At 43.9% G+C, this 22,919-nt stretch carries 31 protein-coding genes and 2 pseudogenes; 24 read left to right on the top strand and 9 right to left on the bottom strand.

Features of this window, described 5'->3' with window-relative positions; translation table 11 throughout:
• Positions 1-236: 236 nt before the first annotated feature.
• From ICC18_RS32865 to ICC18_RS34655, 4 genes are all read left to right on the top strand, one after another.
• Complete coding sequence (locus ICC18_RS32865) at positions 237-698, top strand: GNAT family N-acetyltransferase (protein WP_188178602.1); 462 nt, start codon at positions 237-239, stop codon at positions 696-698.
• Between the two features lie 644 nt (positions 699-1,342).
• Positions 1,343-1,771, top strand: a complete 429-nt coding sequence (locus ICC18_RS32860) for a type 2 periplasmic-binding domain-containing protein (RefSeq protein WP_188178601.1) — start codon at positions 1,343-1,345, stop codon at positions 1,769-1,771.
• Positions 1,772-1,784: 13 nt separating this feature from the next.
• Positions 1,785-2,177, top strand: coding sequence for a hypothetical protein (locus ICC18_RS32855; protein ID WP_188178600.1), 393 nt, complete (start codon positions 1,785-1,787; stop codon positions 2,175-2,177).
• Positions 2,178-2,492: 315 nt separating this feature from the next.
• Positions 2,493-3,200, top strand: a complete 708-nt coding sequence (locus ICC18_RS34655) for a GNAT family N-acetyltransferase (protein ID WP_188178599.1) — start codon at positions 2,493-2,495, stop codon at positions 3,198-3,200.
• 232 nt (positions 3,201-3,432) lie between these two features.
• On the opposite strand, the gene ICC18_RS32845 is transcribed toward ICC18_RS34655, so the two are convergent.
• The gene (locus ICC18_RS32845) at positions 3,433-4,596 is read right to left on the bottom strand and encodes a PQQ-dependent sugar dehydrogenase (RefSeq protein WP_188178598.1); all 1,164 of its coding nucleotides are present in this window, start codon (positions 4,594-4,596) and stop codon (positions 3,433-3,435) included.
• Between the two features lie 285 nt (positions 4,597-4,881).
• On the opposite strand from ICC18_RS32845, the gene ICC18_RS32840 reads away from it, so the two are divergent.
• The 3 genes and pseudogenes from ICC18_RS32840 (at position 4,882) to ICC18_RS32830 (ending at position 6,498) form a co-directional block, all read left to right on the top strand.
• The gene (locus ICC18_RS32840) at positions 4,882-5,031 is read left to right on the top strand and encodes a hypothetical protein (RefSeq protein WP_188178597.1); all 150 of its coding nucleotides are present in this window, start codon (positions 4,882-4,884) and stop codon (positions 5,029-5,031) included.
• Between the two features lie 482 nt (positions 5,032-5,513).
• Positions 5,514-5,717: pseudogene (locus ICC18_RS32835) on the top strand (group II intron reverse transcriptase/maturase); the annotation flags it as partial.
• A 418-nt stretch (positions 5,718-6,135) separates the two neighbouring features.
• Entirely contained in the window at positions 6,136-6,498 is a 363-nt protein-coding gene (locus tag ICC18_RS32830) for a hypothetical protein (RefSeq protein WP_188178596.1), read from the top strand.
• A gap of 55 nt (positions 6,499-6,553) precedes the next feature.
• Here the strand turns inward: ICC18_RS32830 and ICC18_RS32825 are convergent, their stop codons facing one another.
• The 5 genes from ICC18_RS32825 to ICC18_RS32805 form a co-directional block, all read right to left on the bottom strand.
• Positions 6,554-6,784: an NUMOD4 domain-containing protein gene (locus tag ICC18_RS32825; protein WP_188178595.1), complete on the bottom strand. Its 231-nt coding sequence runs from the start codon at positions 6,782-6,784 to the stop codon at positions 6,554-6,556.
• 676 nt (positions 6,785-7,460) lie between these two features.
• Positions 7,461-8,372 (bottom strand): alpha/beta fold hydrolase, encoded by a 912-nt coding sequence (locus ICC18_RS32820; RefSeq protein WP_188178594.1) that lies wholly within the window; start codon positions 8,370-8,372, stop codon positions 7,461-7,463.
• A 41-nt stretch (positions 8,373-8,413) separates the two neighbouring features.
• Positions 8,414-8,992, bottom strand: a complete 579-nt coding sequence (locus ICC18_RS32815) for a dihydrofolate reductase family protein (RefSeq protein WP_188178593.1) — start codon at positions 8,990-8,992, stop codon at positions 8,414-8,416.
• A 148-nt stretch (positions 8,993-9,140) separates the two neighbouring features.
• Positions 9,141-9,638 (bottom strand): SRPBCC family protein, encoded by a 498-nt coding sequence (locus ICC18_RS32810; protein ID WP_188178592.1) that lies wholly within the window; start codon positions 9,636-9,638, stop codon positions 9,141-9,143.
• Between the two features lie 12 nt (positions 9,639-9,650).
• Positions 9,651-9,989, bottom strand: a complete 339-nt coding sequence (locus ICC18_RS32805) for an ArsR/SmtB family transcription factor (protein WP_188178591.1) — start codon at positions 9,987-9,989, stop codon at positions 9,651-9,653.
• Positions 9,990-10,123: 134 nt separating this feature from the next.
• On the opposite strand from ICC18_RS32805, the gene ICC18_RS32800 reads away from it, so the two are divergent.
• From ICC18_RS32800 to ICC18_RS32760, 10 genes are all read left to right on the top strand, one after another.
• Positions 10,124-10,321, top strand: coding sequence for a hypothetical protein (locus ICC18_RS32800; RefSeq protein WP_188178590.1), 198 nt, complete (start codon positions 10,124-10,126; stop codon positions 10,319-10,321).
• 224 nt (positions 10,322-10,545) lie between these two features.
• Complete coding sequence (locus ICC18_RS32795; RefSeq protein ID WP_188178589.1) at positions 10,546-10,893, top strand: YciI family protein; 348 nt, start codon at positions 10,546-10,548, stop codon at positions 10,891-10,893.
• Between the two features lie 4 nt (positions 10,894-10,897).
• Positions 10,898-11,218, top strand: a complete 321-nt coding sequence (locus ICC18_RS34190) for a sigma factor (RefSeq protein ID WP_223193078.1) — start codon at positions 10,898-10,900, stop codon at positions 11,216-11,218.
• Entirely contained in the window at positions 11,182-12,120 is a 939-nt protein-coding gene (locus tag ICC18_RS32790) for an RNA polymerase sigma factor (protein WP_223193077.1), read from the top strand. Before ICC18_RS34190 ends, ICC18_RS32790 begins: the two co-directional genes overlap by 37 nt.
• A gap of 192 nt (positions 12,121-12,312) precedes the next feature.
• Complete coding sequence (locus ICC18_RS32785; RefSeq protein WP_188178588.1) at positions 12,313-12,627, top strand: EthD family reductase; 315 nt, start codon at positions 12,313-12,315, stop codon at positions 12,625-12,627.
• Positions 12,628-13,161: 534 nt separating this feature from the next.
• Positions 13,162-13,755 (top strand): YdeI/OmpD-associated family protein, encoded by a 594-nt coding sequence (locus ICC18_RS32780; RefSeq protein ID WP_188178587.1) that lies wholly within the window; start codon positions 13,162-13,164, stop codon positions 13,753-13,755.
• A gap of 34 nt (positions 13,756-13,789) precedes the next feature.
• A complete protein-coding gene (locus tag ICC18_RS32775) occupies positions 13,790-14,785 on the top strand; it encodes a helix-turn-helix transcriptional regulator (RefSeq protein WP_188178586.1) in 996 nt (331 codons plus the stop codon).
• A gap of 31 nt (positions 14,786-14,816) precedes the next feature.
• Entirely contained in the window at positions 14,817-15,080 is a 264-nt protein-coding gene (locus tag ICC18_RS32770; protein WP_223193076.1) for a putative quinol monooxygenase, read from the top strand.
• Between the two features lie 167 nt (positions 15,081-15,247).
• Positions 15,248-15,745, top strand: a complete 498-nt coding sequence (locus tag ICC18_RS32765; protein ID WP_188178585.1) for a DinB family protein — start codon at positions 15,248-15,250, stop codon at positions 15,743-15,745.
• A gap of 45 nt (positions 15,746-15,790) precedes the next feature.
• Positions 15,791-16,243 carry a carboxymuconolactone decarboxylase family protein gene (locus ICC18_RS32760; RefSeq protein WP_188178584.1) on the top strand — a complete coding sequence of 151 codons (453 nt, stop codon included), beginning with the start codon at positions 15,791-15,793 and terminating at the stop codon, positions 16,241-16,243.
• Positions 16,244-16,569: 326 nt separating this feature from the next.
• On the opposite strand, the pseudogene ICC18_RS32755 reads toward ICC18_RS32760, so the two are convergent.
• Positions 16,570-16,821: pseudogene (locus tag ICC18_RS32755) on the bottom strand (VOC family protein); the annotation flags it as partial.
• A 197-nt stretch (positions 16,822-17,018) separates the two neighbouring features.
• Here ICC18_RS32755 and ICC18_RS32750 point away from each other — a divergent pair.
• Positions 17,019-17,504, top strand: coding sequence for a hypothetical protein (locus ICC18_RS32750; protein WP_188178583.1), 486 nt, complete (start codon positions 17,019-17,021; stop codon positions 17,502-17,504).
• 112 nt (positions 17,505-17,616) lie between these two features.
• Here ICC18_RS32750 and ICC18_RS34185 read toward each other — a convergent pair whose 3' ends face one another.
• The gene (locus ICC18_RS34185; protein ID WP_223193075.1) at positions 17,617-17,784 is read right to left on the bottom strand and encodes a hypothetical protein; all 168 of its coding nucleotides are present in this window, start codon (positions 17,782-17,784) and stop codon (positions 17,617-17,619) included.
• An 18-nt stretch (positions 17,785-17,802) separates the two neighbouring features.
• Complete coding sequence (locus ICC18_RS32745) at positions 17,803-18,621, bottom strand: aminoglycoside phosphotransferase family protein (RefSeq protein WP_223193074.1); 819 nt, start codon at positions 18,619-18,621, stop codon at positions 17,803-17,805.
• A gap of 199 nt (positions 18,622-18,820) precedes the next feature.
• On the opposite strand from ICC18_RS32745, the gene ICC18_RS32740 reads away from it, so the two are divergent.
• The 6 genes from ICC18_RS32740 to ICC18_RS32715 all read left to right on the top strand — a co-directional run bounded on the left by ICC18_RS32740 (position 18,821) and on the right by ICC18_RS32715 (position 22,814).
• Complete coding sequence (locus tag ICC18_RS32740; protein ID WP_188178582.1) at positions 18,821-19,267, top strand: SMI1/KNR4 family protein; 447 nt, start codon at positions 18,821-18,823, stop codon at positions 19,265-19,267.
• A gap of 247 nt (positions 19,268-19,514) precedes the next feature.
• On the top strand, positions 19,515-20,471 hold the full coding sequence (locus tag ICC18_RS32735; RefSeq protein ID WP_188178581.1) for a hypothetical protein: 957 nt from the start codon (positions 19,515-19,517) through the stop codon (positions 20,469-20,471).
• A gap of 295 nt (positions 20,472-20,766) precedes the next feature.
• Entirely contained in the window at positions 20,767-21,012 is a 246-nt protein-coding gene (locus tag ICC18_RS32730) for a hypothetical protein (RefSeq protein WP_188178580.1), read from the top strand.
• Between the two features lie 203 nt (positions 21,013-21,215).
• Positions 21,216-21,572, top strand: coding sequence for a hypothetical protein (locus ICC18_RS32725; protein ID WP_188178579.1), 357 nt, complete (start codon positions 21,216-21,218; stop codon positions 21,570-21,572).
• A gap of 421 nt (positions 21,573-21,993) precedes the next feature.
• On the top strand, positions 21,994-22,395 hold the full coding sequence (locus ICC18_RS32720; protein ID WP_188178578.1) for a hypothetical protein: 402 nt from the start codon (positions 21,994-21,996) through the stop codon (positions 22,393-22,395).
• A gap of 92 nt (positions 22,396-22,487) precedes the next feature.
• Positions 22,488-22,814 (top strand): hypothetical protein, encoded by a 327-nt coding sequence (locus ICC18_RS32715; RefSeq protein WP_188178577.1) that lies wholly within the window; start codon positions 22,488-22,490, stop codon positions 22,812-22,814.
• Positions 22,815-22,919 lie beyond the last annotated feature (105 nt).

Genomic DNA, 22,919 nt, shown 5'->3' with positions numbered 1-22,919 from the left:
ACCTTCTAGATAAGCTAGGACGGCTTCTAATTTCTCCTCAGTCGAATACTTAGACATAAAAAACTGCACCTCCAGATGTTAGACTGTGTCCAACAATTGGGGTGCAGTTCATCGCGGCAGCTCCTTTTATTGTTTATTCAAGTAACAAGCAAGTTTGCGCAAAAACCTTTATAAGATTAAACAGGAATAATTCTGTTGCATATGGAAGACTTATATAAATCAAAGGGGTGACATATATGGCAATTGTTCGTTTAGCTACTTTAGACGATGTTGATGAACTTGTTCAAATGCGTTGGGAATTCTCAGAAGATGAGCACAGTAACGGTATAGTGAGCTTTGAAGAGTTTCACAAGATTTGTAGCGAGTTTTTGATAAAAGCGATAAAAGGCGGAGATTGGTACATTTGGATTGCAGAAGTTGAAAAAAATATAGTATCGCATATGTATTTGCAATTAATACATAAAGTGCCGAGGCCCGGTAAGTCTCGGGACCCTTACTTCGGATATGTTACCAACGTCTATACTCGACCTGTTTTTAGAAGTCAAGGTCTCGGCACCAAGATTCATATCGCTATGGAACAGTGGTCAAAAGAGAATAACGTCGAGTTTCTTATCCTTTGGCCAAGTAGCGAAAGTGTGCAGTTTTATTCAAGAAATGGCTTTTTTCGATGTGAAGAAGCTATGGAAAAGCATTGGTAATATAAGAGAGTGCAATTGAGCTAACGGAAAACTAGCTTAGTAGATAACAAGAGAGGGCAGTAATGCAATGCACAAAAAGTAAAGGAGCATTTGGGGTTAAATTCGGTGAAACTTATTATTCAAGTTCAAAGTGTATAGAAAATGAAGATATTCACGGGCGGCCCCCTATTTTTGGGGGGCCGCGTCTTTGTGTAAAAGCTGCGCTACTTTTGGAGAGAGAACAATCAATATATGTTCTTGTCTTTTAACAATATATGTTCTGACCTCCGACAGTAGCTATGGGACATCGAGCCAACTTGGCCATTGTAAAGCAACTGGATATGAGCTTTATTACAATCATTGGTGTGCCAATACCCTTCCCCGTACAATGGGAAATACCAGAATCGAGTGGTGGTGTCGGGTGACAAGAACATCGTCCCATTAATAGCCGCGTAAATCGCGGCTTTTGTATTTTATGGGATCAAGTTCTTGTCAAAACCCAATGACAAGAACTTGATCCCATTCCCGATTTTGACAAGAACTTGATCTCATTCCCGACGGATCACCTATGATGTTGTAACTGAACTGAATAACCAGAATGGATCTCCTGCTTCAGACATCATAAGATGGCCATGTATTATGATGCGAACTGGACGATCAAACCAATGGGGCAAGAGCAACGGGAACAGTTTGGCGTTGTTATGCCTCCTCGTATGGGAGAAGGGCCGCTGCGCAACATTGTTCAAGTGTATGGATACTGCATTTCCGCGCAGTGCCAAGATGTCCAGTTAGCCTGGGCATTTCTTCAGGAGCTTGCTTCTCCACATACAGAATCGGGAAGAGAATGGGCTAAACATAATCTGGCGGCGTCGCGTACTGTGGCTGAAATAAGCGGGCAGCAGTCTGATCCTTTATATAGCCCTTTCCTCAAATCGTTAGAGGATGCAAGGCAGGGCGCGTTTGATGTGTCCAGCCTGAAACTATGGCGCTTTTGGAACAATGATGTATTCCAAGAATGGATTTTCCGTGAAAGTCGGATCAATGTAGAGGAGCGCCTAAGAAGAATCGCAAGAGAGTACAACGATACCCCTTAGAAGAATGGAATGTGTGGTGAACAGAATGGGCAATATGCATCGAATCCTATGGTTTGATGAACAAGTGCGGTTCGGAAAGTACCCTAATAGCGGTCATTTGTCGGAGCATTTTGAAATATCCGTCCGACAGGCCTGCAGGGATATCGAGTATTTGACGAATACTCTTTGTGCTCCACTGGTATACAATCCTAAAAGGCGGGGGTACCAATACGAGGATAAAACTTATGTGCTGCCTGCGCTCATACTGACAGCATCCGATATTCAAATGATACAAGCCATAATATCCCACTTAGAGCAAACGGCAGCTTTGTTTGGATCAACCGCGTTTTCAGAAAAAGCAGTCGGTCTACTGCAGAATATCATTTCACACTCTTCCTTTGAGGGGGAGCAGGACTACAACAAATAGAGAGAGTGTCAAAAGAAAATAAACCATTAGAAGCAAAAATATATTATTAGGGAAAATAAAGTATAGACTGGAAATTGATTAGTATTGATTCTGTATATAAGATATTACATGTAATTGGTAAAAAAAGGATACGAAATATATGCTTTAAAGAGGAGAGTATTTGGATGTCACTGGAAGTTCGTCCCTATAATTCAGAGCTAGAGGATAGTGTAATGAAGTTAAGCCATAAGGCATGGGTGCTTTTTAAATACAACAAAGACTATGAGCATCAGAAGATGAGCTGCGTATTCAATGAGGACGGTAATTTAATTTTGTGTGGGATACTTACGACATGGAATAGCTGATGATCATGATGTATTCGAAATCGAAATGCCCACTAATGAATTAGCTTCAAATCGTATGAATGAAGTGAGAATGGCTCTTTACCCTACATTCATAAATACCTCTCAAAAACTCCGTAATCCAAACAAGAAAACAAAGTTGGTTGCGTGGAGAGACTTTTATGGTGACGGGGATTTTTGCAAAGAGAAGGGCTTTATCCCTTATCAAACATATTATAAAGCACAGCGTTCACTTGAAAAACCCATATCTGAAGTCAGAACGCCTGTTGGAGTTGATGTCAAATACCACCCGATGGAATCCAAAGAGGAAAGAATCAAATATACCGAATTAGAAAATCAATTTTATCAAGGAGTTGTATACAGAAGTGTAAATATGTTGGAATGGATGATGGGTGGACCAGAGTTACATACCATTTCTGCATTTGAAGGCGATGAACTTGTTGGTAGCGTTATGTGTTGGCAAACTGGTGCAGTTGAAAGATTATTCGTAATTCCGCGATGGCGTAATAAAGAGTTGGGTAAGTTTCTCATAACGAAGGGTTTTGAGTATCACCTTAAAAATGGTCGAATGAATGTTGAGACGCTGGTAAATGAACTAGATGAGGAAGGTAAGCTTTTGTTAGAGTCAATGGGTTATAGCTTTCCTGTTAAGCTGGAACTATTCGCATTGGGTATTAATTAGGTATTAATTAGTTAACAGACGGAAAAAAGCCTCTGCGTGTGCACGCAGAGGCTTTTTTATTCCGCTGATTACTGCACGCAGCGGGAATGGGATCAAGTTCTTGTCATAAGCAATCGAATTCTACGGCCTGCTACAAGTCTGCCCATTTTCAGTTCAAGAGGGTAAATTCGCAACACTCAAGTAATTTAGAAGTATTATAGTCGGGTTTAACAATCAAGTCTATCATTTTCACCTAAAGTAATCTTAAAATCTGTCCTTCCTGCGTACAGAGATAGATTTCTCCATCCGCATCCGTACCGAAAGAAGTGATATTCTGATTAGACTCTAGCAATGTCTTATTAACGACAGAGCCGTCCTTCTGCTGACGGAGTGCCCACAGTGTACCTGTTCCATAATCGGAATAGATATACCAGCCAACAAGGTCAGACAGCAGTTCTCCTCTGTACACGTAACCACCAGTAATAGATACCCCAACATCTCGACCGTAGGTGTATAGAGGTGACTCTAACCCCGATTTATCGCAGCCTTCCATTGGCTTGAAGCACTCTGTTCCCTCTTGAATCCGCCAGCCATAGTTCTTCCCTTTGGCAATAATATTAATTTCTTCTAATCGACTCTGACCGACATCAGCAGCCCATAACAAACCGGTTTCTTGATCAAAGCTGAAGCGCCAAGGGTTCCTTAGACCATAAGCATAGATTTCGGGTACCTCTTCTGTGAGGAACGGGTTGTCCGCTGGAATTGCATAGGCTAAGTTTCCCATCCTGCCATCAACGTCTATTCGCAGTATCTTACCAAGCATAGTTCTCAGGCTCTGGCTATTATTATTCGGATCACCGCCGTTGCCGCCGTCTCCAGTTGCAATATAGAGATACCCGTCAGGACCAAAAGCAAGCTGGCCCCCGTTATGGTTCGAGTAGGGCTGTTCAAAGGTGAGTAACACCTGCTCGCTGGATGGATCAAGAAGCTCCGGCTTATTTGGATCAGCATCATACCTTGCAACCACAGTGTGCGTCTCCGTCGTATAATTCACATAGGCTTGATTAGGCTTGTTCGGATGGAAGGCGACACCAAGCAAGCCCTGCTCTCCCCCTTCATCATAGACGGGGTCGCGAATATCCAGCACAACGATTGGCTCAGCCTCAGGATTCTTAAGATTCATGCTCACTATCCGACCAGCCTGCTCCGTGATATAGACCTTATCAGGATATCCCGCCCGATGCTCCAATCCAACAGGCTTGTTAAAGGTGCGTGACATAAAAACAGGTTCAAGAGCAAGCTCAGCATCAGTATTTGTGGTGGTGGCGGTGGTTGACTTCGTTTTTTCTGTATCAAAGCAAGCAGGAAGAACAAGCAATAAAATGACGGCTGCAATAATAATGAATAGTCGTTTCATCTTCACCCTCCTTTGACTAAGATCATCGCATACCGACAAGATGAGCACAAGCCGTTCCTCATTTGTATACACCGTCCGCATTTCTCCCTCTCAACTCCTCCTGAGTAATGTAACATCTCAAACTCCCAGCTTAAGCAATCGAATTCTACGGCCTGCTACAAGTCTGCCCGTTTTCAGTTCAAGAGGGTAAATTCGCAACACTCAAGTAAATGTACTAAGAATTAAAACACCTCTCCCTTTTAATTCGAGAAATAATTCCCAAAACCTGCTGGAGTACTCCCTGCCTTGGAATGTGAAGTTAACGGAGAACGTTTGTTCAATAAACAACAAGGGAGGCTGCCGGCATCAACGGCAGCCTTTCGCGTGCGCCCAGCATGGGCGCTATCTCTAGGGTTAAAGTCCCGAATGGTGAAGGCAGTAGTAGCCATAGCTTAAGACAAGGGTGTCCATCGTGAGGTGGAATCTGAAGGAAGTCGGCGGCAAATCTCTGGTCTGAGGAATACGAACTTCATATAAGGCTAACATTCGTTGGATGAGGTTGCGCGACAAACCAAAGTCCTTACTGCCGAAGGCGAATGGGAGTAAATGAAGCAGATAGATGGAGAGGAAGATAGCGTTCTTACCTGGGGAGATCTGTCGGTAAGCGAAGTAAACTTCGTAAGCCTGCTTGTGAAAGTAGGTTGAATTGACAGAAGTCAGCAGAGGTCATAGTACGTATGTCGTTGCAACGACTTACGGATGGACTGAACATGAAATAGGAAGATGTACATCAAGGCGTTCAGGATGAGTGATGAAAGCAGACAATCCATAAGGACATATTCGAAGGAGGAAACGGTGTATTCCGTAGGGGACTTCGAAAGGGCAGAATTCATCCATGGCACAAGAGGAAGGTATAATTCACGTAAGGAGAGTTAGAAATGTTGGAGCAATTACTGTCACGGGAAAATCTTTTGGTGGCATTAAAACGTGTTGAAGCAAATAAAGGAAGTCATGGCGTGGATGGAATGTCGGTAAAAACCTTACGCGAACACATTCAACAAAACTGGCAATCGATACGTCATGCCATTGAAGAGGGATCCTACCAACCGAGTCCAGTCCGAAGGGTCGAAATTCCGAAACCGTTTTACTACTTACTTGGTTTTGACAGGTTCGGACTACAACCTTCTACTAAAAGGACATTTTTTGAAAGCTCAAGCAATGACTAGAAGCATGGAATATGTTAGAGTAGCCCATCTGGATCTTGGTAGACCAGAATTCCAGGTGTTAACATAGATATCTCAAACAAGGAGGTAATTTGTGGTACAAGGAGCAAGGAGTAAAGTAGTACTTAATGAAACGAAAAAAACCCTCTAAATCAAGTTTAGAGAGCTTTTCGCAGGAGTTCAGCGTGAACAATGTTTTTATCAACCTTCGCCAAAAGTACTTGATAAAAACTCTAATGTTGGCATTCCTGTTAGTACAGTATGCCACTCTATTCTACGTTCATACGCTGTATTCCTGCCTGTCGACATACTAGAATCAAATTGGAGGTAGGAATCTATGCAAAATACAATTTCGCCGCAAACAGGACTAGAAGGGCCGTTTCTTTTTAATGCAAATACCATTAGCGCAGTAGTTACATCAAAAGCACCTGGAAACTACGCACTCGGAAGAATGAAGGGAGACATATTTGAGGTTAGCTATGTTGGTCGCTCTGATATTGATTTAGGAAATCGGATTAAAGACCATCTCTTCAAACCATATACTCATTTCAAAGCAAGTTATGCATCATCTTCAAAGACTGCTTATGAAAAAGAGTGCAAAAATTTTCATGACTTTGGTGGAACAAGACTCCTTGATAATGAAATACATCCGGACCGACCTGTTGGTACTCACTATAGATGTCCAGTGTGTCATCAATAAAAAAAGGGGGATGAGTCCCTCTTTTTTTTATAACAAACCCATGCCCGAAAATGTGTCACATCCCTTTATAATCGGTTCTTAGTAAATGAGGAAAAGCTTTTTCCCAAAGATCAAATGTAAGAAACAAATACTTCTTACCGTTTTTGAATAAATGGACATGTTTAAAGCCATAGGGGTTTTCGTATAGTCGTTTATAGTCCTTCTTATTTTTGCTATAAATCCGGCCACTCGCCGTTATCACGTAAAGTCCCTCGAAGCCTTCGATATCAACTGATATTTCTTCCATCTTGTTCTCTCCCATGAACCCCTCGTTTGGCCGGGCGCTTTTTAATGTTTTTATCGGAATGACATAGCTTGCAGAGCAGCCTTCCGTTAGTTATTGGATCATTAATCTCTTTCAAGGTTGCGCTGTCGTCAAACTCCATTACTTCGATTATGTGGTCTGCATCGAGCCAATTCTCCTTATACTCAACCAGACCGTAAAGAGGGCAGTCTGTTAAATTCTCACAGATGAGACGGCCATGCTCAATCCGGACGCGGTTCTTAACTCCTTCGACGAACTTCACACGATGTAGACCGCGCCGCGCTTTATGTTTTTCACAATGCTTACTACCGGGGAGAACATAGCGGTGGCATTGTAAACAGGACTCCATTGGTATCACTCCAAATCCCAAATAAGATAAAGATAAATTTCATTATGTCAAAAAAGTAAGCAACAGTTTTGGATCCCAAGTTTAAGTTCTAGACCTTCTACAAAAAATATTGAGTAAACGTATCACGATTGCACCAATAAAGCTAGTTGGTGATATTTGACCAGGAACAGGAAGATACGCCGTGCCAAATCTCCCACAAAGCACCTACGCCGACTCGATGGGATGAAGTTGTAGAAGATGTAAATTACGGGGGCGAAATTTAAAGGACCTCCAATTCCACTGGCTAAGTGGCGATGGAGGCCCTAGGATTTATGATTGTAGAAAATCCTCTAGCCATCTAAGCACTAATGGAGCACGAGTCAAGGGCAAGAAGTGGTCGCCATTTGGAACGATCGCCAGCGATCCTTTCTGAAGCTGCCGGTGTGAATCGACGAGATGGTTTAGATCAATGGTATCGTGGTCGCCTGTCATCACCATGAACGGAGCTTGAATCTTGCGAAGCTCGCAAGTTGAAACCCCTTGGTAGGCAATCCCCATCTCGCGGACTTTTACGACAACCGCGGACCACTGCTCGGGCTTCGGTGACAGTTTATCGTAAGAATCTTTGAGCGGCGGAGGCGCAAAATCGTCCGGTATATTTTTAAAGGCATTATAGCCCTCCTTGGTAAAGGCTGATTCGATCGGACCGAAATTGGCGCCTGTGACGGCTACCTTGCCCACGATTTTAGGGTGACGGACGGCTATCTGGATCGCTGTAACTCCGCCCATGCTCCAACCGAAGAAGTCCGCTTTCTCGAAGCCTAGCTGTGCAAGTAACGCTGCCGTATCGTCTGCCATCTGCTCATAGCTCAGCGGACGGTCGATGTCAGCCGTGCGGCCGTGGCCTTGCTGCTCAATGACAATGACCGTACGGGTTTTGGCAAGCTGCGGAAGCAGCTGCCCGAATGAACTGTCCGCGTTCATGAACGCACCGTGAAGGAGTACGAGCGGCGTTCCGCCATTTTCTCCGCCGTGTATTTCATAGTACATGTTCAGCCCGTTTACTTCGGCGTAGCCGCTCTGTTTGGCCATAGCTTCGCCAGCCTGCTGTTTCGCCGATTCCGCGCTGATGCGGCTGGGCATCGTCAACCCGAGTGAGGAAATGATGATAGCCATGAGCATGGTGAACATGAATTTCTTGGTAAGGTTCGCTTGCGGTTGATGATGAAGAATAAGGTTCATAGTAAGTCTCCTTCGCGTTTTGAATGTGTATGCCGCATTCCTTATTTGATGACCTCATAGCGCAGTCTCATGGATCCGCTTGTTTCATAAAGCTGCGTACTAAGAAGCTTCAGGTCGTTCCTTGCGGCAATGCTCTCCATGTATTTCTTGCCGCTGCCGAGAATGACCGGGTGGATCAACATATTAATTTCGTCCACGAAGCCGGCATTTAACAGACTTTGCACCAGTCCGGCGCTCGCTGGAACGACAATGTCGCCCCTAATTTCGCTCTTCAACCCGGCTATGCGCTGATTCAAATCGCCGGCGAGCAGAGAGATCGTGTCGCCATATTCCCCCCACTGCACTTCCGTAAGCTCGCGATTTCGCGTGGCCACATACTTGGGAGTCTTGTTCATGGCATCGGCAAACTCCCCTTCTTGGAAGGGCCAGAAACCTGCAAAGCCCTCATAGGTGACTCGTCCCATTAAGATAGCATCGGCATTCTGGAACATCGCCAGATTATCGTTAACGGACTCCATGATACCAGGCAATGCCCAGCTCACCATATTGTTCTCATCGCCTTGCGGCCCTGTAAAAACACCATCCAACGTGCAGCTAACCGAAGCAATTATTTTTCCCATATCTATATTCTCCTCGATTCTTATAAGTTTGGTTGACTTTTATTTGCTATATGATATAGTGGCACTACAACAGTTAACCTCTCGGAACTTCTTGCCGCGCGACATCTCCCAAATGACTTGCGGCGGGATATTCCGGGTTTTTTTTTATTTAAAAATCAATCAGATTTGCTGCAAGTTTATCCAGCGACTGGTTCATCCCCATGATGGCATATTTCATCATCTCTCCAGCCGTCCACCCATACTCCGTAATTCTAAGCTCCGTCCGTTCCCCTTTGGCAATGAATTCGATAACGAACTCAACATTTTGGGGGAAGTCCGCCGGGACTCCCGCTTGAGCCGGATCGATGGCGTTACCGTCTCGGTCGGATAGGTATGAATTGAATTCAAGCCGCTCCATCGGCACAATCTTCTTGTACACGCCTGCCGAATACGACTCAAAGCCGCCGTGCGAGTCCGGCGCTCGCATGCAGAACACATACTTCCCGCCTTCGCGAAAATCGATTTCGCAATGGGGCGAAGTAAAATGCGTTGGCCCCCACCATTTCATAACTAGTGTCGGATCGGTCCATGCCTTCCAAACCAATTCCACCGGATAGTCGTACTCGCGTGTGATGACAATGTCTTGCTTAGCGGGACTTGGATTCATCGGACATTTCTCCTATTCCTTCTGTTCTTTTTTCAACTTTTCCATTTCAGCCTTCAACACGACATCCAGCGCATCCAGCCGGCTGCTCCAACGACGTCTCATGTTATGTATCCAATCTTCAAATTCAACCATGGCTTCGGTGTTGATCCGATATATGCGCTGCTGTGCTTTCTTCTCCACGTGCACCAAGTTGGCTTCCCGAAGAATCTTCAGATGCTGGGAGATGGCTTGCGGGCTGGACGGGAATTGATTGTGAATATCCGATGCCGGATACCCGTCACGGTCTGCGAGCAACTCCAAAATTTTTCGCCTCGTGGGATCGGCCAATGCTGAAAATATATCTACTGGCATATATCGTTTGCCCCTCCTTTCTATTCAGTTGGTTAACCGACTTGGTGGTTGTTCTTCGTCTGTAAACCCATAATACACCATTCCTTTGATAAAGTAAATACTTAATTAAGAATTTAATTGATAAAGGCAAAGCCGTGGCATTGTGGCAATTTTATTCAAGGATTGGCGTTCAGTCCGAGAAGGGCAACGAAACGTTGTATGAGCAGAATGGGATTCCCGCTTGTCTGAAAATGTGGGGCGCAGTCACTTTAATCGAGACACCGATGCGCATATTTTTATACAACGGCAATGGTGCTGAAATTGAAAAAGCCTGTTTATCACAGGATCGTTGAACTAAAGGGCAGCTTAGCGTAACCTGTGATTAAAATAAAAACCAAGTCATTCGATATGGGTACTTGTTCATCTTAGCTGTTTTCCGTTATTTTTTTGAAAAAAGGCTTCATTTATTTAATTTCTTAGAAAAAATGTTTCTGGAATGTAGAAATCGTTATCCTTAAATCGACTTTATCATGTGAGAGAAAATCACACCCAAAATACAGTAAAGGAGTCAACAAACATGCATTTCACCCTTATGTTTTACGAAAGCCCTGAGGACTTCGCCGCACGAAAAGATCCGGCCAAGCAACAGGAATACCTTGCAGGCTGGTCCCATTATGTACATGCACTTCACGAATCCGGAGTAGTTGTCAGCGGTTTTGGCCTCCAAGCTCCTGAAACGGCTGCGACCGTACTACGTAGTAATGGCGAGATGTTTGTGGAAGATGGTCCGTTTTCCGAGACAAAGGAACAGATCGGCGGTTTATTCGTTATCGATGTACCCGACCTTGAAACAGCTCTTGAGTGGGCTGCACGAGGCCCTGTTAATGCCGTTGAAGTACGGGAAAATCTTCCGCCTATGAAGTGATCATATGATGAACGCCCACAACATTATCGAAGAGACGGCGCGTGATGCATACGGAAGGTTAATTTCATATCTGACCCTAAACTGGCGAGATATTGAGGCTGTAGAGGACGCGTTGGCGGATGCGTTTGTTGCCGCATTAGAATCGTGGCCGAAGGCCGGCATTCCAGATAAACCGGAATCCTGGCTGCTTACGGTAGCCAGACGGAAGCTTATCGACCGCGCCCGCCGTGAACGTGTTTCCGAACGAGCAATGCCGGCGTTGATCGCCCTGTCAGAAGAGTCCCACAAATGTCTACTGACACTGCATTTCCCGATGAACGATTAAATATGCTATTTCTTTGTACACATCCAGCAATCGATCCGTCGATACGAACACCGCTTATGCTTCAAACCGTGCTCGGAATGGATGCCTCTCGCATTGCGTCCGCATTCGTTGTAAAACCCTCTACGATGGGGCAACGACTTACTCGTGCTAAAGCAAAAATCCGCACCGAACGCCTTACGTTCGCAATGCCCGATGCCGAGGAATTGCCTTATCGCTTAGATGCCGTTCTTGAAGCCATTTATGCAGTATACGGTAGCGGATGGGACGATTTGACAGGTGTAGATCCTCGTAGGAAGGGATTGGTCCACGAGGCCATTTATCTGGGCAAGCTTCTTACGAACTATTTGCCTGATGAACCTGAAGTTCAAGGACTTCTAGCTCTAATGCTGCATTGCGAGGCCCGACGAGAAGCCCGGGTCGATGCATCGGGAAGCTATATTCCCCTGTCCGAACAGGATACTACACGTTGGTCAACTCTAATGATCATGGAAGCGGAACATTGTCTTCGAATGGCATCGCAATCTAAACGGATCGGGCGATTCCAATTGCTGGCAGCCATACAATCGGTGCATGCCCAGCGAGCGCGCACAGGGTTCATCGAATGGAAAGAAATCGCTTTGCTATATGAGGGGCTCGCCCGACTTAGTCCTACTATTGGCGTACTGGTCGGACGAGCAGCGGCGGTTGCAGAGGGATATGGAAAGGAACGGGGCTTTACGCTGCTTGAATCTTTGCCTCGCGATAAAATCGTGAGCTACCAGCCTTATTGGGCTCTTACAGCCCATTTGCACATGCAATTGGGGAGACGTGAGGAAGCCCGTTCGGCTTATAGTCGTGCCATTGGACTCTGTGAAGATCCATCCATTCGGCAATTTTTATATCAACAAGCTAGTCAAATTTGAATTCAAAAAAGCGGTAGTCTAAAATTTCCTGGCTGTCGCCTTCTTTTTTCAAATCATCATATAGAAATGTCGAAATGCCCAAATCTCGCGCGTCTTATTATTGAACAAAACATTTAAAGGGGATCTCTAACATGCGCAGGGTATGAAGAAAATATTGAAATGTAAACATTGAGAATATAGGGAGGGGCTTTAATGGTCAGATTCTTAGTACTATATACCGAGCCAAATGATATTGAGGCATTTGAGAACCACTACCGCGAGGTACACATTCCCTTGGCAAAAAAACTTCCGGGTCTCCGCCGCTATTCCTTAAGTCGTAACACAGCACCAATTCGAGGAGGTGACCCATACTATCTCGTGGCCGAACTGGATTGGGACAGTATGGAAGACATCAAAAAAGCATTTCAGTCACCAGAAGGAAGAGCAGCTGCCGAAGATGTTGCAAATCTTGAAAGGCTGAGTCCAGGCGTGCACAGCATGATATATGAACTTGAGGAGATATTGTAAAACCTAGAGTTTAACTGATTTCATGCATTTATTTTCGTTGTTATTTCAACACGAGTTTCCTTTCTTCGGATTGAATGTACATAATAATTGTTTGCACTAAAGGAAGACAATAGTTCAGCCAATCAAGACAGGGAGCAGACCTCGCGGTGCTGCACCCTGTTTCATTGAAGTAACGGGCAGGATAGTTGAATAGAGGGAGGCTTAACTTAGTTGGGAGTAGGAGCTTGCTGGCGATCGTCCTTACTATAGTTAAGAATTAATACTCAACTTAGCGCCGATCGAGTGTTGTCTATTTTCCGTACTTGGAGAACCAATCGGCACAGAGGTTAATTACATCGCTCGGCTTCTTGATTGAATCCCACACGCACGCATTTTATGAATAATCATATGCTTTTTTGACGAGTGCGACCAAGGGCTACCCCCCCTCACGAGCATTGATCAAAAAAGGGCTCTCGTTCCAATATCTCCGGTTGAAAATCACTGACTGTCATTGTCAGCGATTATTTTGTACACTTGGATCAGGAGGCGATTCATGTGGTGAAAAAATCGAGTGACTTGCCGGTTATGTCCTTTGCCGATCCACTGTCTTTTGAGTGTTGGCTTGACGATAATTGTGATACCTCACCCGGCATCCGATTACAGATTGCGAAAAAGAATTCAGGCGTCGTTACGGTTTCCTATAACGAAGCGCTCGAAGTTGCCTTATGTTACGGCTGGGTCGATAGTCAGAAAGAAGCGTTAGATGAGAAAACATGGTTGCAGCGGTTCACTCCGCGCGGGGCCAAGAGCATCTGGTCGAAAATCAATAAAGAAAAAGCGGAACAGTTGATCACAAACGGGCGAATGAAGACTTCCGGATATAAGGCAATTGAAGAGGCCAAAAAGAATGGGAACTGGGATAAAGCCTACGAATCACAAAGCATCGCCTCGCTGCCTGAGGATTTCGCGATCGAGTTGGAGCGCAATGCCCAGGCTAAAGCGTTCTACGATACGCTTGACAGACAAAATAAATACGCAATCGTATTTCGAATTCACAACGCCAAAAAACAAGAAACCCGAGAGAAGCGGATCCGGCAGTTCATCCAGATGCTTGAGAAAGGCGAAAAAATTTATCCTTCATCCCCTTAACAAACCAGCTCATCTAAGGAAGGTATGGCAAACGATGTCCAAAGCAGACCATATGCTGTCCATTCTGTGGCTACTCCGGTCGGGTAGACGAATGACCGCTAAGCAGCTCGCGAACAAGCTGGAGATCCATATTCGCACGGTATACCGATATATCGATTCGTTGTGCGCCAGCGGGGCCCCGATTATAGCCGACTCAGGGCCGAACGGAGGCTATCGGATACTCAATAGGTTCACGGAATCCCCCCTGATGTTCGATATGGAAGAGCAGAAGGCGCTAGTTCACGCTTCAACATTCGCTCACGAGGTGGGTTACCCGTTCAAAGAAGAGCTCAATCGGGCGATTAATAAGCTGAAGCGCTATACGAATGAAGAGCAACTCGATCAAATCGAGCGCCATATGGAAGGTATCTCCATCATTAATCCGCCGATCGAAGAGAAGCAAAGGGATTGGCTTCGTATTTTGGAAGAGGCTGCTGCTTGGGGCAGATCGGTGGAGATGGTGTACGACAACGGCAAGCGGGAGACCCCCAGCATTCGCGAAGTCGACCCCTACGGCATTGTACATTGGAAAGGGAGTTGGTATGCCGTTGGGTATTGCAACCTTCGGAAGGCGATACGCAGCTTCAGGGTGGATCGCATTTCTCGAATCGCACCGGGTGATCGTTATTTCAAGCGGCCTTCCGATTTCTCTGCAAAAGATTTTCTGCTGCGCAACTTGCTTCCCGGCGCTTCAGATTCGGAATCTCTTATAACAGTAAAGATCCGGGGCTATGGGCAGGCGCTGGATCTCTTATGCCAGCATTGGCTATTCAGTTATACGCTTGTCGAACGTAAAGAGGGACAGGCCTTATTCAGGCTTAGCCTACCTTCCTTGAAGTCCTATGTTCCTTACTTTCTTCTCCCTTACGGGAAATCGCTGGTCATTCTCGAACCGGACATGCTTATTGAACGGCTTGTGGAAGTAAGCCGCGATATTTCGGCACATTACGAATCGATGCTATCGGTACGAATCCCAGAAAGCAAAGGATGAACGATATGAACAAATTCGCCATTATGGAAAATTGATCGCCCACCCGGGTCAGCGAGATGCGCTCGTGCAGACGATGCTGGAAGCGGCCGATCAGTTTGATTCTATGGAAGGCTGCGAATTGTATATCATCAATGTGTCGGAAAACGATCCGGACGTCGTTTGGATCACGGAGCTTTGGAGAGACGCCGAAGCGCTTGCCGCTTCTCTTCAAAAAGAGAATGTATTGGCATTGATCCAGATGATTGTCGGCGCGGAACCGATAAAGCTGCGGCCGGTCGGCGGAAAAGGGATCTAGAGTCAGGTTTATGCAAAGAAGGGGGTAGTTCCTATCGAGGAGCGGCTCCTTCTTTTTTTCTTATTGCGGCCGAAAGAAAACCTGTACAGAAATACTGACCGTAACTGTCAGCGATTGCGAGATATGATTAGCGAGAAAGGAAAACATGAACTTGGAGGGAAACAGGAATGTTTACCAAAATCGATGATTTCATAAAGGAGTTCGAGATGGAGTCCGCAATAACGGAACGGGTGCTAAATAAGCTGACAGATGAATCGCTCACCCAAATTGTCTCGGACAATCAGAGGACCCTTGGAGAGATTGCTTGGCATCTCGTAAGCTCTATTCATTTTCTCACCTATCTGGGCTTATCCTACGACGAGCCGTTGGCTGAGGAGCCCGCGCCTCTATCCGCCGAAAAGATTGCAAGTGAATATCGACGTGTTGGAAAAGCGATGCTGCGTGCTATAGGAAGCCAATGGACGGATGAATCGCTTGGCAAGGTCGTTAACGTGGCCGGTGAAGATTGGCTGAACGGTGATTCACTGCGGTTTACATTGCGACACGAAATCCACCACCGCGGCCAATTGACGGTATTGATGCGCCAAGCTGGTTTACGAGTCCCCCCTGTGTTGGGGCCAACTCGCGAAGACTGGATTGACAAAGGGATGAAACCGTATACCTGAGCAAAATAAAAATACTAAATTCAATCAAGAAAGAAGGATCGTTCCATGTCTGCACGGTTTGATATTTATCAGGTGATGAAATTAGTGCCGCAAGGATTTAAGCTTCTAGGCGAGCTGGATGCGTATACTAAGTCGACTGATCTTGATCCAAAGCTTCGCGAACTGGTCAAATTCAGGGCATCTCAAATCAACGGCTGCGTATATTGCCTTTCTTATCACGCAGCCGATACGCGAAATTTAGGGGAATCCGAAATGAGGCTTTATTGTCTCAGTGCATGGGAAGAAAGCCATCTTTACTCGGAAATGGAGAAGGCGGCATTAGAACTTACAGAGCATGTAACATTATTGCCCTCGCTTAAAGTGCCGGATCATGTGTATCATAAGGTCAGGAAGTACTTTTCGGAAACTCAGTACATCAATCTAACGATGTTAATCATGATGATCAATAGTTGGAACCGGCTGTCGATTGCGATGGGATTCACTCCAGAAGCAGAATGAGTTAAGTGTAAGAGGCGCTGAAAAACAGCCAATGATTCTTGAACTTATTCGCGTGGAAAGCTAACGGATTGCCGAAGTGTGGGGGCTCACGAATTTAGGAGAGGTTGTCGGGTCAAAGCGTAAGGATTAAACTAACGGATACGATAGCACAATTACAAATAGGCTGCCAGCATCAGCGAGGGTCGCGAAATAGATCCATTTCTCAATAAATAATGAAGAACCTAGATAAAATGAAGAGACCATAGCTCGTTGCTATGGTCTCTTTCTATGAAGCGGTCAGTAAAATTACTAATTACGAAATTCGCCTCACTCACTTCAACTGTCCGTCAACGCCTACCGCTGAACCGTTTGATCGCTTCCTCGGTCACCGGCGCGAAGAGGTTAACCAGGTTGCCGTCGGGATCGCGAAACAGCACAGCACGGTTCCCCCACGGCATCGTGGTTGGTTCCTTTACCCACTCGTCGACAAACGGCTTCAAGCGCTCGTATTCGGCATCGACATCGTGGACGCGGAACTCGATGATGACAGTGTGATTGTCGGCCGCCACTGCGGAACCAGCGCCCCATAACTGAACGGATATTGTTCATAAGCATTGTGACATACAATCCCCTTCATTCCGCTAACGGATAACGATAGTGGTGGAACTTGCAGCGAAGCAGTACCTCTTTTTCATTGATGTAACTGGCAGTTTTGTTGAACAAAAGGAAAACTTATACAAGCTTTAAAACGTCTTACTTTAGGGTTGACTTGATTTATTTGAAAGGGGGAAGTTTAATGCGAAATTATATGATGACAACAATAATATTTATGATAGCAACTTTATTATTATCAGCTTGTGGAACAAAAACATATGAAGAAGCTTTCCGTGATGCTCATCCCAATGCCGAAATATTACATGAAATTAAGATACAAAAAGGAATTGTCATTTTGTATAGCGAGAACCAAAATGTTGGTGCTACTGAGTTATTGCCAGAAGGTGATGGATGGAATGTTATAAGTTCAAACAACATCGGTGGTAATGGTGTAATTTCACATGGTCTAATCAATAAAGAGGCAGATGACGAAATATTGTTTGGGCGAATCAATGACGGTAACATCGCAAAAGTGCAATTAATGAAAGAACAAGGCGAGGTTATTGAAGCCACAATACTTGAACCTGAAAAATCTATTTGGTATTTGAAATGGAGATATGATAATGCTGAATTGATTGGTCTTTCCAAGGACGGGACGATATTTTACAAGTCCACTTATCGTAAGTAATGGAAAACATGTTACTAAACTAACGGAGAACGATAGCACCATACACAAGGCTGCCGACCCACAAGCAGCCTTTATTGAAGTAATTAGCAGGTGACAGCGTGGTGCGGCCGCTTTATTCGACGCCATATTTGGCGAGATACTGCGGATACGAGTGAAGATGAACTGCCCTGGCCTTGCGCTGGGCCTCCTCCCGATGTTCCGGCACCTGCTCCGCCTCAACATAATCGGCCAGCACGTCGATGACGTCATCGAACAGCTTCGCCCGAAAATACAGTTCCAACCGCTCGACGGCCGCAGCTCATGCTCCTGCCAGCGTCTTCTCCCTCCATATCGGCCAAGACGGATCATGCGTTAGTGGCCAAAGTAGTACCGAGTAGTCCATCGCCGCATCGCCCTGACCGGAAAGTTCGTCCCAGTCGATGATCCGGAAGCCATCCCTGCCACACGTCAGTACGTTGTTGCCGTTCAGGTCGTTATGAACAACGTCGCCCGCAGGGAGTAGAAATGCAGGTGTCTGCCGTACTTTTTCCCTCAGCCTCCCGATCTCTTCCCCAAACCACGAAATCGTCTCGTCCGACACGAAATCCCTGAGTAGCTCTCGCGACCCGCGGATTCCGTCGAGATCATCCGTAAACCGGGAAATGTACTCATCCTCGAATGCCTCCGCATAAGTGCGCGTCTCCGCCTTAGGGAGCATTCCGCGAAGACGATCGTCGCGATGGAGCTTCGCGGCTGTCTCCATGACACCCGTAAGCGCGGCCTCGGGATTCCGCGCTTCCGCAAGCGGGGTTGCATCCTCGATATATTCGAAAACAAGGCCGTACGGATACCCCGGCACAATCTCGCGGTCAATCTCATAGACCATCCTGGGCGCGGCGTAGTGCTCGGCAAGATAATCGCTGACGCCCGCCCACTGCCGCAGCCGCGCGGCTTTGCTAGGTGGAGTCAGCTTGACGTGAAGCCGTGTGCGGCCGTCCGTCAAACGGATAGACAAGTTGCCGAAGCCTCCAGGGTTATATATATATGACGCCAGGATCTTATTCGGGCCTATGCCAATCTTATCGGCGTTCGCCGATGCCCACTCCGCAATCATTCGTTCTGCTAGTCGTACCTCCATATCTATACCCTGCCTCCTCGCCATATTCCGGTCTATACCGATATTTTAGCATGGAACCAATCATTGATGCAGGTAAAGGACGGTTATAAATCGAATTGAAATATACATTTATTGGGTATCCAAAGGGGATCTTATGATAATATGGAAATATGGTTATTTAGTTGATGGCTAACTGGAACGATAGTAAGGTGGGCTAGATATGAATTTTAATGAATTTATGTTTAATGTCGATGATATAAAAAGTAAAAATCCTATTTGGTTCATGTTGGATAGTGACCCCGTAGGAACTGATAATCAAATTAAAGTCACTCAGCTTCACTTATCTCTTTCGCTTCCCGAAGAATACAAAGTATTTATTAAAACCTTTGGTGGTGGCTTTTTCGCATTCGTCAATATCTTCTCAGTAAATAAAGAGAGTAACTGGAATATAGTCGAGCAAAATAATCGATTAGGGCTTAAAAACTCACATAACTTTTTAGCAATATCAGATAGCGGAACAGGCGATTTTTATGGTTTTGAGATCGTTAATGGAGTTTGTTCTCCAGCCATAAAAGTTTACGATCATGAAAAAAATCAAGTGGAGTCAACGGTATATGAAAACCTATACGATTATTTGGTTGCGGTCGGATTGAAGGTTAAGAAATAGACGATGGATTTCAACTAACATGATACGATAGCGGAATACAAACACGACGGCAGCCGGCCAGAACGATCGGCTGCCTTTTGTTCACCGATTGGGCAGGATAGTTCCAATATGTGGTATCATAAAGGAAATTAGAGATGGAGCAAGTTATTAGAAAAGGTGGTAGTATGAATCCCTAAAAAGGCAACCGCTCCTTTGATTATTTAAGCTAATCGGGCGGATAGTACAATGAGGTATGAGGGGGAAAACAATGAAAATTGTACCTGACAAGTTTGAGTTTGGAATCGAAAAAGAATATGCAATAGTTTATAAAGAACGTGACTTCATAAGTTACTTATTAGCATCAAAACAGATAGTAGATAAAATAATGTCTATGACAGATATTCCTGAACATCTAGTGAAAAAAGTGAGAGATTTGTTTAGCAGAGGCTGGGAGATACACCCTGAGTATACTAATGCTTTAATAGAAGTCACATCCCCTCCTTATACCTTGGATAGTTTTGATGAAGTAATAGATGGTTTTCAAACATTTGAAGAAGTTGTATGTAAATTGTTGACAGATCTCAAAAAAATAAATACAAATCTAAACGGAGAGATTTTGATAACAGATAAATTTAGTTGTTCGACCGAAACATTCATTAACCTTAAAAAAGAAAAAATCACTGATATGAAACAAATTATACTTACGGATGAAGTTGTTACTTTTCTAGGAAGTGAAGAGCTAATTCCCAATTCATTTAAGAAAATTAAAGACTTAAATTTACTTTATGCGGGTTTTATTTCTACCCATGTTACACTACATCCTAAATATTGTTCAGGATGGGACATAAAACATGAGGCTGAATACTTTTGGATCTTATTAGATCTATTGTTTATGTCTGAATATGATATAAGTGACAACACCTTTTATTATAAAGGTAAATATGAAATTCAGTGTGCAACACCCCCCCGTAGCGAACTAATATCATGGGCCGATAAGACATATACCTTCTATAAAAAATGTATTAAACAAATAATGAAAGGCGATCCTCAAGAGAAGATTGATGCATATAATGATTTTTTAAATGAACAATACAAAGGAAATCGAACTTATTTAGCAAAAATAAAACATATTGAAGGATGGCCATTATTTGAAATTAGAAGGTTTCATAGTGGAGTATCAACTAACTCGATTAAAGAATTTTTGTTAAGTGTAAGTAAGATTTAGTAAACCTAGTCCGATTAGAATCGCTACTAGGTGATAAAGTAAAGGCTGGCGAAATTGTTGCAAAGGTTGGGAACAACGGATATGCAATACATCCGCACAATCATAACAGTGCATGGAATGATGAAGGACCGCTACAGATTCGTTTTGATCTGAATGTAATAGGAGACTATTTAAAAGTCCTTGGTGACGAGGGGGATTATCTCTAGTCTGGGAGTGCGGGTTAAGCTAACGCAGAACGTTAGCTCAATCAATACAAAAAGCGACTACAGGTACTTCGTGGAGAGGGAAAGATTGGATGAACAGAAAAAGCGTGGTTGCCGGGATCCTTTTGTCCTTGGCCGTACCAATGATCGTATATTTCGCGATTGTTAGTATTCCAAATGACGTGCTGAAGCCTCCGGAAGATTTCCAGTATCACGATTCTTACTTCTTCGTGATACATATTGATCCATATGTGTATCCCGTACTGTCTGTGATTACTTTTACGGTCTATGTAGTACTTTTCTCGGTCGTGCGATACGTTAAGCGAAAGTACGTGTAGGCTTCGAAAGGATGAATTAATGAATCGTTACGTAACGAAAACTTTTGCTGATTAAACTATACAATGAGGCTACCGCGTGAAACGACCGGGTAGCCTCATTGAACGATTGGGCAGGATAACGTGGAAATCTTCTTGAATATACATAATACTTGAGGGCGCTATTTTTCCTAAAGTATTGATATTTTATGGAATTGAGGTGCAGCATGAAACTTAGGGGGACTATTACCGAACAGTCGTATAGAGGAGAATTACAAGCCTCAAGAATTCGTTTATTCAATGATATATCCATGCGCAGGTTTCTTGACATTATTAGAGAGAACTTTACTGCAATGAAAACCGCGTACATTTTATATTGGATACCTGAGCAGGGGGAAGATATTATCACTTTTCTAGTGGATACATACTCAGTTATAAAGATTGAACTAGACCGCTATGATTATGAAGTTGCTCCGATTGTAGATGTGTATCCAATTGAGAATTTGATTAAGGGACTTAGTAAAACCAATCAGATCAAAATCGCAGTAGCTTTGGATTTAGCTAAGAATGATATGAATAATTGAAAATAGGATTACGCTAACTGAAACGATAGCTGAATAAGACAAGACGGTAGCTAAAGGGAAATATCAGCCCCACACCTTCAAGTCCCGAAAATAGTTTTACATTAGGGGGATCCAACTATGAAAAAAAATTTCTCTGCTCGGTTTGAAAAAGAGGACGGTATGAGTAGAGGGATGTGTTTAGTGTACTTTTGTGTTGTTTCTTTTCTAATTATCATAACACTGATCAGTGGAATAATCATTTGGGCATCTTATAGTTGGCTTATTGGAGGCATTCAGTTGCTCTTGAGCAGTATTATTTTTGTTGTCTCTACAGTGCTTCTTATTTATTGTATATGGGCTTGGATCCGCAATTACTGATTCTGTATTCCGTAGTTTCCAATCTCATGTGAAATACATTTGACAGTCGAAAAAAGGTGCGAATATGAGAATAAAAAAACGATCTATAATTCTGTTAGTTGCAGCATTCTCTTTGATGATACTAGTTTTTATAGGATTTAATTGGTTGAGAAATATAACAGATCAATTCCAAAGCTTTTCTGTAACAATAAAGAATAAATCAGACTATGATATTGTTTCAATAGAGATTGGAATAATAAAAGGGGCTTCAAATGATATTTATACCGAGAAAATTATGAGTGGTGAAACCGGGAAAATCAACCCTATACTAAGTTTAAAGGGAGAAGGAGCAATATATTTAAAATATACCGATTCAAGAGGATCTACCAAAGAAGAGACTGTATGTGGTTATACAGAATATCTTTCGGGAAATTCAAAGGTGACAATTAGTAATGATAAAGTAACTATTGAACAAAATTGCATGTAAAATTTTAAGTGTTTATTGTTCCAAGGATATCTTGTCCTAATAGCGGATTCACATTGTGCCACAGCAGTAAATTAAAGGAGCTCGAAAATTAAATGAGTAAGAGATTGAAGCTCATCTTATACCCAACACTCCTCACCCTTGTAATAGCTTATATTTCTGCGGTTTTTATTCTTAATCATTTGTATCCAATAAAAAATTACGGTGACGGAATGCTAGTGTTTGCTCTTGAAATGGAACTGGGAAAAGATATTCGGGTTGTTGATATAAACCATGGAAATCAGAATTACATTAAAGTGAGATATGAAATAAATTATCCTACGGATGATAACATCTCTGGAAGCGCTCTGTTTAAACAAGGATTAAATAAGCAATACAGATTAGAATCTAACTCTTTTAGCACTGAATCGGTATTAAACTAAACATTCCTGTATAGCCTAAGAAATGGGCTTTGTCAAAAAAGGAGCGCCTCGGTATGATGGGTTTGTCGACGGGTAAACACCCAACACCATCAAGGAGGCGCTCTT

It is taken from the genome of Paenibacillus sedimenti (assembly GCF_014534655.1).
Lineage (GTDB): Bacteria > Bacillota > Bacilli > Paenibacillales > NBRC-103111 > Paenibacillus_E > Paenibacillus_E sedimenti.
Note: the sequence above shows the minus strand (reverse complement) of the source record. Positions and strands in the feature narration are given on the sequence as shown.

Excerpts from the sequence above, each read along its gene's own strand:
- ICC18_RS32865 (WP_188178602.1), top strand. The coding sequence starts at position 237 with ATGGCAATTGTTCGTTTAGCTACTTTAGACGATGTTGATGAACTTGTT.
- ICC18_RS32860 (WP_188178601.1), top strand. The coding sequence starts at position 1,343 with ATGGGGCAAGAGCAACGGGAACAGTTTGGCGTTGTTATGCCTCCTCGT.
- ICC18_RS32845 (WP_188178598.1), bottom strand. The coding sequence starts at position 4,596 with ATGAAACGACTATTCATTATTATTGCAGCCGTCATTTTATTGCTTGTT.
- ICC18_RS32830 (WP_188178596.1), top strand. The coding sequence starts at position 6,136 with ATGCAAAATACAATTTCGCCGCAAACAGGACTAGAAGGGCCGTTTCTT.
- ICC18_RS32825 (WP_188178595.1), bottom strand. The coding sequence starts at position 6,784 with ATGGAAGAAATATCAGTTGATATCGAAGGCTTCGAGGGACTTTACGTG.
- ICC18_RS32820 (WP_188178594.1), bottom strand. The coding sequence starts at position 8,372 with ATGAACCTTATTCTTCATCATCAACCGCAAGCGAACCTTACCAAGAAA.
- ICC18_RS32815 (WP_188178593.1), bottom strand. The coding sequence starts at position 8,992 with ATGGGAAAAATAATTGCTTCGGTTAGCTGCACGTTGGATGGTGTTTTT.
- ICC18_RS32810 (WP_188178592.1), bottom strand. The coding sequence starts at position 9,638 with ATGAATCCAAGTCCCGCTAAGCAAGACATTGTCATCACACGCGAGTAC.
- ICC18_RS32805 (WP_188178591.1), bottom strand. The coding sequence starts at position 9,989 with ATGCCAGTAGATATATTTTCAGCATTGGCCGATCCCACGAGGCGAAAA.
- ICC18_RS32795 (WP_188178589.1), top strand. The coding sequence starts at position 10,546 with ATGCATTTCACCCTTATGTTTTACGAAAGCCCTGAGGACTTCGCCGCA.
- ICC18_RS34190 (WP_223193078.1), top strand. The coding sequence starts at position 10,898 with ATGATGAACGCCCACAACATTATCGAAGAGACGGCGCGTGATGCATAC.
- ICC18_RS32790 (WP_223193077.1), top strand. The coding sequence starts at position 11,182 with ATGTCTACTGACACTGCATTTCCCGATGAACGATTAAATATGCTATTT.
- ICC18_RS32785 (WP_188178588.1), top strand. The coding sequence starts at position 12,313 with ATGGTCAGATTCTTAGTACTATATACCGAGCCAAATGATATTGAGGCA.
- ICC18_RS32775 (WP_188178586.1), top strand. The coding sequence starts at position 13,790 with ATGTCCAAAGCAGACCATATGCTGTCCATTCTGTGGCTACTCCGGTCG.
- ICC18_RS32765 (WP_188178585.1), top strand. The coding sequence starts at position 15,248 with ATGTTTACCAAAATCGATGATTTCATAAAGGAGTTCGAGATGGAGTCC.
- ICC18_RS32760 (WP_188178584.1), top strand. The coding sequence starts at position 15,791 with ATGTCTGCACGGTTTGATATTTATCAGGTGATGAAATTAGTGCCGCAA.
- ICC18_RS32750 (WP_188178583.1), top strand. The coding sequence starts at position 17,019 with ATGCGAAATTATATGATGACAACAATAATATTTATGATAGCAACTTTA.
- ICC18_RS32745 (WP_223193074.1), bottom strand. The coding sequence starts at position 18,621 with ATGGAGGTACGACTAGCAGAACGAATGATTGCGGAGTGGGCATCGGCG.
- ICC18_RS32740 (WP_188178582.1), top strand. The coding sequence starts at position 18,821 with ATGAATTTTAATGAATTTATGTTTAATGTCGATGATATAAAAAGTAAA.
- ICC18_RS32735 (WP_188178581.1), top strand. The coding sequence starts at position 19,515 with ATGAAAATTGTACCTGACAAGTTTGAGTTTGGAATCGAAAAAGAATAT.
- ICC18_RS32730 (WP_188178580.1), top strand. The coding sequence starts at position 20,767 with ATGAACAGAAAAAGCGTGGTTGCCGGGATCCTTTTGTCCTTGGCCGTA.
- ICC18_RS32725 (WP_188178579.1), top strand. The coding sequence starts at position 21,216 with ATGAAACTTAGGGGGACTATTACCGAACAGTCGTATAGAGGAGAATTA.
- ICC18_RS32720 (WP_188178578.1), top strand. The coding sequence starts at position 21,994 with ATGAGAATAAAAAAACGATCTATAATTCTGTTAGTTGCAGCATTCTCT.
- ICC18_RS32715 (WP_188178577.1), top strand. The coding sequence starts at position 22,488 with ATGAGTAAGAGATTGAAGCTCATCTTATACCCAACACTCCTCACCCTT.